Origin of the sequence: Vibrio sp. V01_P9A10T6 (assembly GCF_963877065.1) — a bacterium.
In the GTDB taxonomy this organism is placed as follows: domain Bacteria; phylum Pseudomonadota; class Gammaproteobacteria; order Enterobacterales; family Vibrionaceae; genus Vibrio; species Vibrio anguillarum.
The window spans coordinates 1-14,564 of sequence record NZ_CAWNTB010000213.1; the positions used below are offsets into that span (position 1 = coordinate 1).

11 protein-coding genes are annotated in these 14,564 nt (G+C 42.6%); 3 read left to right on the forward strand and 8 right to left on the reverse strand.

Going from position 1 to position 14,564, the window contains the following annotated elements; genetic code table 11:
- Nucleotides 1-46: 46 nt before the first annotated feature.
- The gene (locus AACQ21_RS16600; RefSeq protein WP_181185570.1) at nucleotides 47-739 is read right to left on the reverse strand and encodes an HAD family hydrolase; all 693 of its coding nucleotides are present in this window, start codon (nucleotides 737-739) and stop codon (nucleotides 47-49) included.
- Between the two features lie 231 nt (nucleotides 740-970).
- Complete coding sequence (locus tag AACQ21_RS16605; RefSeq protein ID WP_094166111.1) at nucleotides 971-1,480, reverse strand: hypothetical protein; 510 nt, start codon at nucleotides 1,478-1,480, stop codon at nucleotides 971-973.
- Between the two features lie 188 nt (nucleotides 1,481-1,668).
- Between AACQ21_RS16605 and AACQ21_RS16610 the strand changes: the two genes are divergently transcribed.
- From AACQ21_RS16610 to AACQ21_RS16620, 3 genes are all read left to right on the forward strand, one after another.
- Complete coding sequence (locus AACQ21_RS16610) at nucleotides 1,669-2,145, forward strand: CreA family protein (RefSeq protein ID WP_026028212.1); 477 nt, start codon at nucleotides 1,669-1,671, stop codon at nucleotides 2,143-2,145.
- 113 nt (nucleotides 2,146-2,258) lie between these two features.
- On the forward strand, nucleotides 2,259-3,563 hold the full coding sequence (locus AACQ21_RS16615; protein ID WP_013867964.1) for an inosine/guanosine kinase: 1,305 nt from the start codon (nucleotides 2,259-2,261) through the stop codon (nucleotides 3,561-3,563).
- Between the two features lie 301 nt (nucleotides 3,564-3,864).
- On the forward strand, nucleotides 3,865-5,580 hold the full coding sequence (locus tag AACQ21_RS16620; protein ID WP_105977197.1) for a putative bifunctional diguanylate cyclase/phosphodiesterase: 1,716 nt from the start codon (nucleotides 3,865-3,867) through the stop codon (nucleotides 5,578-5,580).
- Between the two features lie 120 nt (nucleotides 5,581-5,700).
- On the opposite strand, the gene AACQ21_RS16625 is transcribed toward AACQ21_RS16620, so the two are convergent.
- From AACQ21_RS16625 to AACQ21_RS16650, 6 genes are all read right to left on the reverse strand, one after another.
- Nucleotides 5,701-6,420, reverse strand: a complete 720-nt coding sequence (locus tag AACQ21_RS16625) for a carbonic anhydrase (RefSeq protein ID WP_105977198.1) — start codon at nucleotides 6,418-6,420, stop codon at nucleotides 5,701-5,703.
- 158 nt (nucleotides 6,421-6,578) lie between these two features.
- Nucleotides 6,579-8,261, reverse strand: coding sequence for a pyridoxal phosphate-dependent decarboxylase family protein (locus tag AACQ21_RS16630; protein ID WP_105977199.1), 1,683 nt, complete (start codon nucleotides 8,259-8,261; stop codon nucleotides 6,579-6,581).
- A gap of 53 nt (nucleotides 8,262-8,314) precedes the next feature.
- The gene (locus AACQ21_RS16635) at nucleotides 8,315-10,225 is read right to left on the reverse strand and encodes a methyl-accepting chemotaxis protein (protein ID WP_019280802.1); all 1,911 of its coding nucleotides are present in this window, start codon (nucleotides 10,223-10,225) and stop codon (nucleotides 8,315-8,317) included.
- 266 nt (nucleotides 10,226-10,491) lie between these two features.
- Nucleotides 10,492-11,421, reverse strand: coding sequence for an agmatinase (gene speB, locus AACQ21_RS16640; RefSeq protein ID WP_013867969.1), 930 nt, complete (start codon nucleotides 11,419-11,421; stop codon nucleotides 10,492-10,494).
- The gene (gene speA, locus AACQ21_RS16645; protein WP_026027469.1) at nucleotides 11,422-13,332 is read right to left on the reverse strand and encodes an arginine decarboxylase; all 1,911 of its coding nucleotides are present in this window, start codon (nucleotides 13,330-13,332) and stop codon (nucleotides 11,422-11,424) included. It lies immediately after the preceding gene.
- A gap of 187 nt (nucleotides 13,333-13,519) precedes the next feature.
- A complete protein-coding gene (locus AACQ21_RS16650) occupies nucleotides 13,520-14,344 on the reverse strand; it encodes a tetratricopeptide repeat protein (protein ID WP_258174229.1) in 825 nt (274 codons plus the stop codon).
- Nucleotides 14,345-14,564: the final 220 nt, after the last annotated feature.

The window sequence follows — 14,564 nt, forward strand, 5'->3', positions numbered from 1 at the left end:
CGCTTACAAAGCGTCCAGCAAATGATTGGTGTACACACAGCGCTAATCAGTCATAAACACATTCATTGCTTGGCCAACAATGTGCATTGAGCCATGGTTTAAGCTCGAGTAATGTGTCGATAACAACGACATTAGGCGCTTGAGAAAAACCCTGTGGGTTAAGAGGTGCTAGCTGAACGGTTGGTACCTCTGCATTGATACCCGCTTCAACCCCTTTTGCTGAATCATCCACATAAATACATTCTTGCAAAAGAAATCCCATATTCATTGCACAATAACGAATCAAATCAGGTTCAGGCTTCCAGCTATTCGCATCAAAGGCTGAAAAAATGCGTCCTTCAAACAACGGGAGCAAACCGCTCCGTTGTAAAATTGATGATATTTTTTCTTTAGGTGCATTAGAGGTGACACAGTATTCAATACCCTGCTGGCGTAAATACTCAAGTAGTTCTATCGCACCATCCATGGGTAAAAGATATTGCTCGAAGAGCTCATTAACTTTATCCCGATAAAGGTTCTCTAAAAGATCAAGATCGGCGTTAATGTTCGTATGTTCAAGCGCCTGAAACAGTATGTCCGCAATCTTTCCACCTTCAAAATGGTTACTCACTTGTGCAAAAGTAAGGTGGGCTCCTAGTTGGTTCAACACATTGACTAGCGCTTCGCAGCACAAACGCTCACTATCAACTAAAGTACCTTCACAGTCGAAAATAATACATTTTATTTTTTTCTCAGTCATAAACACTTCCTTCATCCAATGCTTAATTTTAACCGCTGGATGAATGTATAAAATGATTGAGTTAACAGAATGAAACGAAGATAAGAGTTGATATGCATAACTTATAGCCACATCACTCTTTTACGCTCAATACGATATTGCAGCTGACGTTATCATCACCTGTCGTGTCGAAGTGCAAATTCAGAATAAATATGATTCTAAACTCTGAATGAAGCACTTTAACAGGACAATCTACTGTTCTATAAAAACATTACCATTGCACTCATGATTAGCACACCATTTTGCGAGCAACAACCGCGTGAATACATCTTCACCTCCAAATGCATTTTTATCCAGAGTAACGATGTCGGAAATGAGTATCTCATGTGAAGTGGAGGTGACGATACCAGCAGCCACAGGCTCCCCATTTTGAAAACCTAAGTAAAGCTCGCAAGGTGCTGAATAAATGATTTGGGTAAAGAATTCGATAACTTTTGATTGATCGTTTTTATCGCTCCATAAGCTTGCTTGCAACAAAGCAAACCATATTGTCATCCGATGAAAATCAACCAAATAAACCTCTTCGAGCAACGATAGGTTAGGCTCCTCAGTGAGCTCAATAAAAGGGCGAGAACTGCGTTGAACAACCGCTTTTTGGTAGAGATCTCGACCTTGTAAGCTCTCCTCTGTTGGAAATTCGACATTCACTTGGTCAAATAGCCATTGGTTTTTAATGGCGGCAACGTCAGGTTGGTTAATCATTGTTATTTACTTCTTCTTCTAATTGTTGCAAGCAGGATACTGACCAGATCGATATGCGACAAGCCATTACTCACATTATCCTCATCTAAACTGCAGATATGCTGGCCAAAACATCAACATAACAGCCTATATCATTCTCCTTTGATGCTGCTATCATGTGCAGAAAGATGGATAAATGGATTATAGACATGAACAAGAAACTCATCACCACCGCATTCATACTTAGCTTCGGTTTAGTTGGCTGTGATAGCAATGAAGTTGGCGATGTATCGCTCGGATTTTTCACGCTTAAAGACGTAAAAATCGAAAATCTAAGTGATGATATTGTGACTGGTGTTACGTGCCATATTGCTTCAATTGAGGCTAATTTGAGTCTTTCTGATCCAAGTGATAGCTCAATCTCGTGTCGTCAGACTGGTGACATTACGCCAGAAATGATTGCGAAAATTGATAAGAGCAAATCAGGCGAAATCGTGTTTAAGAAGTCAAAAAGCATTTTCTTCAAGTCAATGAAAGTCAGACGTATCTACGATGCAGAAAATCAAACCCTGATCTACTTGTCTTATACTACCAAAGAAACAGATGGTAGCTTCAAGCACAGCCTATCGACCGTACCGCTTTGGGGGACTAAGGCTTATAGTACGGACATAACGCTCACTAAATAGCCGCTAACGCCTCGGCGATCTGGATTTGGCTCACTTTTTTATGTAATAAAAATGAAAGGAACCTTTCATATCCGTGATATGATGCGGGAAATTTTCAATTCTCATTTTTCAACATGAAGTTTCCTGGACAGCGTAAATCTAAGCACTATTTTCCGACTCATGCTCGTGACCCTCTCGTCAATCAAATTCAACAAACGGCTATGCTCCACCGCCCAACAGTGGTCGGTGTTGGGCAAACCATTGTTGATATTGAAGCTCGTGTAGACAATGAGTTCTTAGAGAAACATCAATTGAGTAAAGGTCACTCACTGGTGCTCGAAGAGAGCAAAGCCGATGCGCTCTATGAAGAGCTAGTCGAACGAGGTTTAATTACTCACCAATACCCGGGAGATACGATTGGCAACACACTGCACAACTACTCTGTGTTGGCCGATAGCAAATCCGTTTTGCTCGGCGTGATGTCCAAAAATATTGAAGTCGGCTCATACAGCTATCGTTATTTGTGTAGAACCTCATCGCGCATGAACCTAAACCATCTTCAAACTGTCGATGGTCCTATCGGACGTTGCTACACCCTAATTTCTGATGATGGAGAGCGCACCTTCGCCATTAATGAAGGGCATATGAATAAACTTCGCCCTGATAGTGTTCCTGAAGAAGTTTTTGAAAAAGCTTCCGCTTTAGTTGTTTCTTCTTACTTAATGCGTGGAAAACCCGAAGATCCAATGCCACTTGCGGTCAAACGCGCTATTGAGATCGCTAAATCCAAGCACATTCCAGTGGTGTTAACCCTAGGCACTAAGTATGTAATTGAAGGTAATGCGAAGTGGTGGCAAGACTACATCAAAGAAAACATCACAGTCGTCGCCATGAATGAAGAAGAAGGTGAAGCGTTAACTGGTGAGAAAGATCCACTGCTTGCGGCTAACAAAGCACTCGAATGGGTAGATTTAATCCTCTGCACCGCGGGGCCCGTGGGTCTTTATATGGCTAGCTACACCGATGAAAGTGCAAAGCGCGAAACTGAACTACCTCTCCTACCAGGTAATATTGCTGAATTTAACAAGTACGAATTTAGCCGTGCGATGCGAAAACAAGACTGCCTCAACCCAATAAAAGTGTATTCACACATTGGCCCTTACTTGGGTGGCCCATTGGAAATCAAAAACACTAACGGAGCGGGAGACGGAGCGCTATCGGCTTTATTGCACGATATGGCCGCGAATAGTTATCATCAACGCAATGTTCCAAACTCTGCCAAACATGATGTGCCGTATCTCACTTACTCTTCGTTATCTCAGATCTGCAAATATGCAAACCGTGTCAGCTACGAAGTACTCACACAGCACTCTCCTCGTTTATCGCGAGCATTACCAGAACGTGAAGATAGCCTAGAAGAAGCGTATTGGGATCGTTAAATCGTATGACTTCTACATGAATAAAAGCGACAATTTGTCGCTTTTATTCTTTCCACAACGAATAAACCGCACAATGCGATCCTACGTTATTTAAGTCTCACCATTTCGTTTCAGAAATAACAACTTCCGTGAAATAAACTGATAACTTGTGCCTAATTGATGAATCAATAGTTTTATAATTGAGACATCTTAGTACAAGCGTTATAGTACTCTTTAAAGATGAGTCATAAAGCAATGTTTTGGATCAAGACTCACTATTATCATATCATCCATTGCTGCTTTCGCTTGAATTAGGATTAACATGACCATGTCATTTCCGCAGGAAGAGTATTCAATTTCAGACCTAGACAGTGCCGTTGCAAAGCAGCGTCTGGTTCATATTCTCGATTTTTTTAGTCAAGGTCTGTTTTATATGAGCAGCGATGGAAACATGGTGCTCTATAATCCAACATTTTATGTACAATTTGGTGTAAACAGCGAAACTATTTCCTATGCTGATTGGCTGAGTTTGGTTCATCCTATGGATCGTGCACTGCTCAATAGCCGCGTCGACGAGCATATCAGCACCACTGAATCAAGGGAAACGATTCAATACCGAGTCAAAAAAGCAAATGGTCAATATATCTGGTTAGAGGGGAATGCGGTCACAAAAAGTGTGAACGGTGAACATTTTATGGTGGGTAGCCATAAAGATATCTCAGATCAAAAATTGATGGAAGATTACATTCATCAAGCTGCATTTTTTGACAGCTCATCAGGCCTCTATAATCGAAGTAAATTACTGCTCGATATTGATGAGAAAGCACTCAAAATTGGAGAGCCTTATTCACTTATCTACATCCAACTTGAAGATATTAAGTCTTATCTCAATCAATATGGCTCAGATATTGTTAAAGATTTACTGAATCACGTCGTAAGTGCGCTGCGTGAACTGCCCGATGAATTTGCTGATTTTTACCGTATTCGCTCTGACGATTTTGCCATATTACTTAGAGGAGAACGCTCATACGATGAACTCAAGCATATCTGCTCTCAAATAATGAAGCACTATTCGAAATCCGCCACGGAGCATGGGCACCTCTATGGTAATGATATTAGCATTGGTGTCTATCCTGAGATAAACCGTGCTATATCTGCCGATGAGTTGTTAAATATTGCATCACGAACTTGCCAATTTGCCAGTGCCAAAAATCATTCTCGTATCGAAATTTACAGTGGCCGAATTCAAAAGAACGTTGATCGTTATTTCTTCATCGAAAGAGGCTTAAAAGAAGCATTAGCTCAACGTTCATTATCTGTGAAATTCCAACCCATTATTCATGCACAATCAGGACAGGTATCCAGCTTTGAAGCCTTAGTCCGCTGGCGCTCAAAAGAGTTTGGTGAGATTTTCCCGGACGAATTTATTCCCGTTGCAGAAAAAAAGGGGCTGATTGTTGATTTAGGCTATTTTGTTTTCGAAAAAGCCTGTGAGTTTATTGGCCGTTACAATAAACAAAATGGGGTCAATATTCGGGTTAATATTAATGTTTCAGTCCTGCAACTTCTGAAAAGTGACTTCCCACAACAGATACTAACGATGGCTAAGGCTTCCGGTGTATTGCCCTCTTCTATTGTGTTAGAACTGACGGAAACCGTGATACTCGATGGCGATAAAAATGCGCTTAACCAGCTTCACTCCTTAAATGAAATGGGGTTTCAACTGTCGCTGGATGATTTTGGAGCTGGTTTTAGCTCACTCAATAGCTTCTTTGATTTACCTCTCAATCAAATCAAAATAGACAAAAGCATTGTATGGAAAACACTGACTAACCCAGCATCAGAACAATATTTAGCCTTTCTCATCCAGTTTTGTCACACCAATGGCGTCGATATTGTTATTGAGGGGGTTGAAACTGGCGACATGTACCAAAAATTTAAAGAGATGGGCGCAACTTATTTGCAAGGCTATTGGTTTTCAAAACCGCTATCTTTGGCCAGTGCAAGCCGCTATACATTAAATGCTGTTAATGAATAAGCACAAAAAATAGCTTAGCTAAATTAAGCACTTACACCTAAATTTTGAAGAAGCAGAGCGGAAAGGAAATAGTAAACCCTGTGAGCCCGACTGCGACTTCAAATCTCTCAAAGAGCGTTGTTATTCTTTTTCTAGCACTAAGCGAGCATTGTGATCTTGTATGGGCCGATTGTTATTTCCCATCACACTATGTAGCGCTAAACTTTGCTGCTGTGACAAACTTTTCGGCTGCTTGACCACCAACCATCTCACGCCTTCACTGCAAGGCGGCGTTGTGAGTGATCCATTAAAACGGTAATACTCATCTAGCTTAGGTAACAGTGACTGTACTGCTAACCCTTTTGCTAACTGCACACTCGTCCCAACTTTAGGCAACTCTGCAGTAAGCTGGGCTAATGGTTCATTCTGTGCGCCCGTTTCAAACATCGCCGCCAAAACTGCCAGATTGCCAGCCGCATCAGCATGCACAAAATGCGCTTCTAAAGGATATTGATGTCCTTTAATTAAGTTTTCAGAAGGGGTATGGAAGTGAAATTGTTTGAGTTCAAATTCTGTACCATCCACTACCAGTGTATTTTTCCCTGAAACTGAGGCTTGCAGCGTGTGTCCATTGTTGGTCAATGTACCCACAACGCCTGAATAGTGGATATCTAAAGATTTTAAATCAGCTTCAACGAGGCCATTGATATCAATTGGGCTTTGATTTTTGCCCATTTCACAAATTTTAGAAACATGTCCCCAATGTTCAGGGCCACGTTCACCTTCATATCCCCATTCATTTGCTTGCGCCACATAGGTAAAGCAAACGCTAATTGCTAGGGTCAACAGTTGTTTTTTCATTATCGTTCCTTGAGACAGCTTGTTATCTAAAATGTAACATTCAGGTTAATATCACGCGCACATGGTAATACATTCTTCATACCGCATCCGTGGTGAAAAATAACATTACATTGACGTGACTAGTCATTCATTTCAGTTCGCGCTCACCCTTTCCATGGCTAGCGCCGAACAATGTTTTGGCAAAACTGTTCGATATGTTTTCGGGTGGTATTGGGGTTCATTAAAACCGCTTTTTCTCCCGGAATATGTAAGCAATGTCCAGTATCATCATAATGAGTGCGCGCAATCGAATCGACCCAATTGGTGTTAAGATGCTGGCCTTTATGAGATAAGAACTGATGACGATGGTAGAGCGTATTCTCTACTATCGAATCAACCATAGAACCCTGACGTGCGACGTTCATTTCTTGCTCAAACATCGATTCAGCACACGTCACTTTCTGTGGGTCATAGAGACGAAAAGTAACACTTGGCCCTTGGTTTTCTACTGCTGCCACTTTGCAGTGTGGTAGAGCGGCTAATTGGCAGCGTAAATAATTAGCATTTTGCAATGTATGACCAATCACGGTTTGGTAGCCTTCGATACCTAAATGTTGCAGTGCTGAATAGGCAGAAAAAACACCCACGGCACTGCGTGAACATTCAATGGTCGATTGCAAATGGCTCTCTTCTCTTTGAGCATGTTCAAAGTAGGAGTAATAACCGGGATCTGTTTTTAATACCGCGAGATCGTGTTTGTTTTTGAGCATCACCAAGCTGGAAGTATAAGGGACATAACCCCATTTTTGAAAATCGACCGTAAATGAATCCGCTAATTGTAAACTTTTAATCCTCGGCAATAAGGATTCAATACCCGTCAGTGTTGCCCGATTAAGCGATAAAGGGTTGCGTTCAAAATCATACTCTTGAAAAAACAACATACTCCACCCAACAGCAGCATCAACATGAATATGTGGTTTTATCGAAATCGCATATTCTTGGCATCTTCTTTCTCTTATCGCATAAACCTGTTCAATATCATCAGTTGCGAAGGTATCGGTACTGCCAAATGTCAACATTATGCTAGGAACAGCAATGCCATTTTTAAAACAGAAAATCAATTGTTGGTCTAATTCAGCCAAATCCATTTCATTGTTATCTTTAACTTTGATCCGAATCGCTTTACCTTGAACATCAACCCCCAACAACGACAAATTTGTCATGTTTGAATAGTGACCTGCTTCTGAATTGAATATCCTGTAATCTTCTCCCGCCAAACCATTCAGAGCTGACTTTGGCAACGCTTTTCGAATACCTAATAGATAGCCGTACAAATTACAAAATGTACCTCCTTGTGTGAATACTCCAGTCGCTTGATCACTATCATAACCAGCTAAATGCGCGATTTGCCGCACGACTAATTTTTCCAGTTCAATGGCATCTCCCGCATATTCGCTATAAACCAAGTTAGGGTTGGCAATAGTCGCAAGTAGCGCACCGTGAATGGCCGGATCACAAGGTGTCGAGATCACATTTTCCACTGAGCGAGGGTCATCCCAGTTTTTTGAACGTTTGGCGGCATAAAGCGCTAAGTCGTTAAAAGGGTGAATGGCGTGGCTCGAATGTCGAGGAATGGTGTTTGAATGCCGTAATTGTTGCTGCAATGCAGTATTTACCACGGTTGGCGCATCAATTTTTCGCTCTTCAAGCCAACGAGCGATCTCGTGAATACGATACAAAGGCCAACGATTGGGATCGCGAGCAAAAAAATGCGCTTTCACTGTCTGGAAAATTTGCTCAAACGCAGGGTTCAGTTGATTGGCGTGCTCATCTATCCACACGCTATAGTACGCTGTTTTCATGATGCTCTCTCCATGCTCAATCCCAAATAAAACGCCGCGTTAGCGGCGTTTTATTACTTTAATTTAAAGTTGGAGACCAAGCGGTCAAGCTCATGGTTTGAGTAAGAGAGTGACTCTGTAGCACTGACGGTTTGTCTGCCACTCACCACCAATGATTCAACGATGTCTCTTATCGCTAGCATATTGCGACTGAGCTCTTCTGCCACTGTACTTTGCTGTTCGGTCGCAGCTGCGATCTGCGTACTCAAATCATCAATTTCGGAAACGGAAGTGCTCATGATGTTTAAACTGCCAGAAACTTCAGACGTTTTATCTGCTGTGGTTTGACATTGGTTTTTAGTTTTGTCCATTGCAGCTACAACGCTATCCGTCCCTTCAAGTAGCTTGGCCAGCATATCTGATATTTCAGTAGTGCTGTTTTGCGTTCTCGCTGCTAAAGCACGAACTTCATCTGCAACCACCGCAAACCCACGGCCTTGCTCACCCGCACGCGCCGCTTCGATCGCCGCATTCAACGCAAGCAAGTTCGTTTGCTCTGAAATAGCGCCAATCACGGTCAATACTTCGCTGATCTTGATCGCATCTTTGTTCATATTGGCAATGCGCTCAGACATCTGCTCGACATCACTCACCAATGAGCTGACCGTTTCAACCGCATTATTCACAATAATAATCGATTGTTTGGCCTCTTTGCTCGCCGAGTCAGTAATGTGATTCGATTGCGTGACGCTCTCTGCCACAGTACGTGCACTTTCACTCATTTCAGTAATGGCCGTCACCACTTGCTCTGTTTCAGATGAGTGCGAAAGCAGCATGCGCTCATTTTCCTTTGCCGTTTGACCTAACTGCTCAATATTAGAGGAGATGTTTTGACTGGCATCAGATATTTGCAACATCATTTTTTGTAGATTTTCTGAGAATAAATTGAAGCCTTGGCTTATCTGCGCTAAATCATCATCACCATTCACCTCCAAGCGGCGTGTCAAATCACCGGAGCCTTTCGAAAGATCAAGCACCGCTTTTTTCAGGCGCAACAAAGGCTTGTAGATATAATTAAGAATGACGAAGATTGCCGCGACGCTGATAATGAGCAAAGTCACTCCAGTGTAAATAGCACTACTTTGCGCTTCATACACATTAGCTAACGCTGTACCTTTGTCGACGAACACCATCATGGTCCAGTACATGTTATCGGTTAGGTTAACGCGCTTGAAATAACCATCAAACTCAATACCTAAATAAGGAAATGACAAATGACCAGCATCTTGCTGGCTAAAAAGTTTCTCCATTTCGAGGAAATTAGGGCTGACTTGCGAGGGCGTTCGTCCAATATCACTAGGATCATCACTGGCAAAAAAGACAGCATTCTTGTCGGTTAGTGTCGCTGCACCGCCAGCAAAGCGCATATTACTGACTTGGACAATAACCTCATCCAGTTGGATATCTCCCAGCAAAACACCAATGAAACGGCTTTGTTGGTAGACAGGCATAACTACACTAATAACCTGTTTACCGGTGATTTTATCTTCATAAATTTCAGTTACCTGAGCAGTTCGAGAGGTTTTTGCTTGCTGATACCAATCCCTACTGGTGAAATTTTGTTGACCTGTAACAACTCCGTTGTCTTTGTCAAACGACATATAGGCACGGCCATCGTCATACGCCATAATGACATTTGAAATTTGCGCACTCTCAGCTAACAATCGAACTAAGTTGACATTCTCTTGATCAGAAAGAGCAGATCGGAAATGTTGTGAACCTTTAACTACGGCTTGATAACGTGTTTTCACCCAAGATTCGAGTTCAGAAACGTGATAGTTGAGCTTGTTTTGAGTTTCTGTGGTTAAAGAGGTAATCATCTTCTCTTTTAACGACAGCATGTTGATGGTGCCCAAAACAATTAAAGAAATCGCAACGAGCAGTGCTACGCTCACATATATTCTGCTTTTAAAACCTAAAGTCATAGATTCACCCTCACCGTATAACAGCTAGAAAGATTAAGGTGAAACTTGATCATATTATTAATATGAATGGTAGACCAATGAGACACCTAGCCAACTTAATAAAATTGGTACACGGCGAACACTTATGCAAGTTATGTCATTAATATTTATTATTGAGTGCGCAAAGTGAATTTTACATTGAAAGACAAGATGATGATTTTTAATGGAAATACGTTGAGATGATGGTTAAGAAAAACGCGCAGTGGTGCTGCGCGCTGACTTATTTTTTATGACGCCACGTTTGGCTTAGAAGCCCAAACGTAAAGCAGCTCTAGAGCAATTGTCGCACCAGCCAAAGCCGTTAGCTCACTTTGATCGTACGGAGGAGAAACTTCAACAACATCCATTCCCACCAAATTAATACCGGCCAATGCACGAATGATTTTCAGCACTTTATCGGAATTCAATCCACCACATACTGGCGTACCCGTTCCAGGAGCAAAAGCGGGATCTAAGCAGTCAATATCAAACGTTAGGTATACGGGTTTATCACCAATAGTTTGACGAATATTAGCGACGATCTCTTCCACTGACATATCATTCGCTTGCATCGCATTGATGACATTAAAACCGTGGCCTTCCTGCTTGTATTCGGTACGAATACCCACTTGCACAGAATGCTTGGCTGAGATTAACCCTTCCTTCGGCGCATGATAGAACATAGTGCCGTGATCATAAGCGCTGCCATTGGCATAGGTGTCTGTATGAGCATCAAAGTGAATCAATGCCATTTCGCCATAATATTTGGCATAAGCGCGCAATATAGGCAGCGTGATAAAGTGGTCACCACCTAAAGCAAGCATGGTTTTGCCACTTTTTAGAATTTCGCTAGTCGCCGCTTCTAAGCGATAAGTGAAATCTTCAGCGTCACCACAATCAAACACCAAATCGCCCGCGTCGATCACTTTGGTATCTTGGAACAAGTTAAAGTTCCAAGGAAACTTTTTACCTTCCCATGCAAGGTTCACTGAAGCGCGACGAATCGCATCTGGACCCATTCTCGCCCCCGGGCGACCTGATGTAGCCATATCCAAAGGTACGCCCAGTACCACAACATCGGCATCTGCACTTACTGGGTCTTTAACATAAGGACGACGTACAAACGTCATCGCATTGGAATACAGGGAATAATCAGTTTTAGTAAACAAATCATTCATTTAGAAATCCTCTAGATAGGTATAACCGCTCAAGCCTTGCTCAAGCTCTTGCAATACATTTTCTTGTTCTTCAACCGCCACACGCTGGCTAACTAATTCGCGGTAGTTTTTACGGATGGCATCCACATCAATATGGACATAGCGCATCATATCTTCAACCGTGTCTCCTTCGTTGATCGATACGATTTCGGTTTCACCATTCTCTGCCATGTTCACCACCACGCTGTGTGTGTCGCCAAATAGGTTATGCATATCGCCTAAGATCTCTTGATAGGCCCCTACAAGGAAGAATCCCATCAAATACGGTTCATCGGCATTCCATGCTGGCACTGGCAGCGTCGTTTCAATACCTTGCCCCTCGACGTACTGCTCGATTGCACCATCAGAATCACAGGTGATATCCAGCATCACGGCGCGGCGATCTTCCACTTTTTCAAGGCCAGACAATGGCAACACAGGGAAAACTTGGTCGATTCCCCACGCATCTGGCAATGATTGAAACAGTGAAAAGTTAACAAAAAACTTATCCGCCAAACGCTCATTCAGTTCATCCAAAATAGGACGATGGAAGCGGTTTTTGGTGCTCATTTGCAGTGTCAGTTCGTGATAAATGCGCAGCGATAGCTGTTCAGCCCAAGCACGGTGCTGAAGGTTAATAACGCCAGTCGAAAACTGGTTGTGCGCTTCCGACAGATCGCTTTGCGTATCGTTGTAAATTTCAATCAGTGCACGCGCATCAGAGCCTTCACTTAAGCTTTGCCAGTTACGCCACATGTTTTGTAGCAATACCGGAGCTTCTTCACCGACTTCTGGAATCTCTTCTGGGTAATACGCTTCTGTACCAATAACATTAGTGATAAGTACGGCGTGGTGCGCGGTAATCGAGCGACCTGATTCAGAAATAATGACTGGCCTTGGCTGACTATATAACTGGCACACATCGCTCACCGTGCTTACGATATTGCGTGCATATTCAGCTAAACCATAGTTCATCGAGTTGGATGATTGACTGCGTGTACCGTCGTAGTCCACCGCCAAACCGCCACCCACATCGAAGAAGTCAATCTCCGCACCAATATCACGCAGCTCGCAGTAAAAACGCGCCGCTTCGTTCACGCCATTACGCACATCACGAATATTCGCCATTTGCGAACCTAAGTGGAAATGCACCAGTTGCAACGCTTCTAGTTGCTGCTCTTTTTTAAGGCGTTCGATAACGGTCAACACTTGAGAGGCAGAGAGCCCAAACTTCGATTTTTCACCACCACTCGCCTGCCATTTCCCCGCGCCTTGAGAAGCTAAACGAATGCGGAGCCCTAAACGTGGTTTCACGCCTAGACTTTTCGCTTCTTTCAGCACGAGATCCAGCTCAGACAATTTTTCCAAAACGATGAATACTTTATGGCCAAGCTTTTCACCAATCAGGGCCAGACGAATGTATTCTCTGTCTTTGTAGCCGTTACATACAATCACTGAACTTGCTTGTTGGGCTAAAGCCAATACCGCCAATAATTCTGGCTTACTGCCCGCTTCCAATCCAAGCTGTTTAGTCTCTAGCTGCGCTTGGCTGGCTAAAATCTCATCTACCACTTCTTTTTGTTGGTTCACTTTGATTGGGTAGACCAACAGGTAGTTGTTTGGATATTGGTATTCTTCAATCGCCTGATTAAAGGCGTCACAAATGTTATGTACGCGTTGATGCAGGATCTGCGGAAAACGTACAAGCACAGGCAAATTTAAATCACGCGCTTCAAGCTGCTTTACGATCGAACTCAAGGGGGTTTGGTGCGCCTTATCATGGCGCGGCGAAACATAAACTTCGCCTTGATTGTCAATACCGAAGAAGCCTTGGCTCCAATAATGAACATTGTAGTCAGCGCGAACGCGATCTAATTTGGATGGTTGTTCCACATCTAATCTCACAAAAACAGAGAGTAAAAAGTGAATCAGAAAGTCTGATATCACGACTTGACGCCTGTAACGTCAGGCGCATTAACGGTTAAAAGCGTATGTGTGTCTAATGATAATAATTTGTCGTTAAGATTACGTTTGATTATCACCAGTTCGCTATAAAAAGTGGATGAAATTTAATACAAAATCAAACGTTGCCACTGATCAGCTCGTCAAACTTCTTATTGCCGTGTAGCCCTTCTAAATCAGCTTCTTCTGCAATTAAATCTCGCAATGAAGCGCTAATTTCCGTGGCTCTTTGTAAATCCTCAATCGCTTGTTCTTCGGCTCCGATACGCGCATACGCACATGCTCGTTGGTACAAGGCTGGCGCATTAGCATCATCTAACTCTAGCACGCGATTACATAGACTCAGTGCCCAGTAGTATTCTCGAATTTCCATCGCAGCATCTGCTTTGTATGTCAACGCTTCCAAATCTCCGGGACGGATTTTTAAAATTTCGTCATACACTTCAATACGCTGCTCTGGTGTTTGGACACTTTGCGCTCTCAGCCATAAGTTATGGATTTCATTAATAATTTCAATTTCACGGTTGTTTTCAGTAATGATGCGTGTTTTGCGCTTAAGATCTCGCTCCAAGGCGAGAAATTTTTTCTCATATTCCTGCGCAATTTGATTTAGCCGTTTATCGGCCAGCTCACGCGTATTGTGCTTCACTTCTTTAAGTGACTGCCAACCAATTAATGCAACTAATGAGGCAACACCAGCGATGACATAGAAAAAATAGGTCACCGTCACATTCGAGTAATTCAGTGACTTGTCTGCAACGGACAGTTCTCTGTCGGTAATTTGAATCGTGAGTCGCCGTTCAAGATCTTGTTGATCTTGTCTTAACGCTTTCAGCTCATCCAATATGTAGCGCTCAACCAAAGGACGATCCAATATTGGCGATTCAGAATAGGGCTCTTCCTGTGCCTGCGTTGGGAAAGACGTTAGCACTATCAGGAACAAGAATAGCGGCAATAATTGCCGCACAATCGGTTGCTCATTTATTTTTCTCACTCTCTACCTCTTTCATCAGACACGTTGTCGATTTATTCGTCGCCATTTTCAAATCTGCACACCGATGGACTCAAATTTCTCTGGCCTGTCATCCATATATAACCATTTTAACTCAAACTATTTTTTGTTTTTTTAAATTTATTTTTGATATAAAAAATCAGTAAGTTAA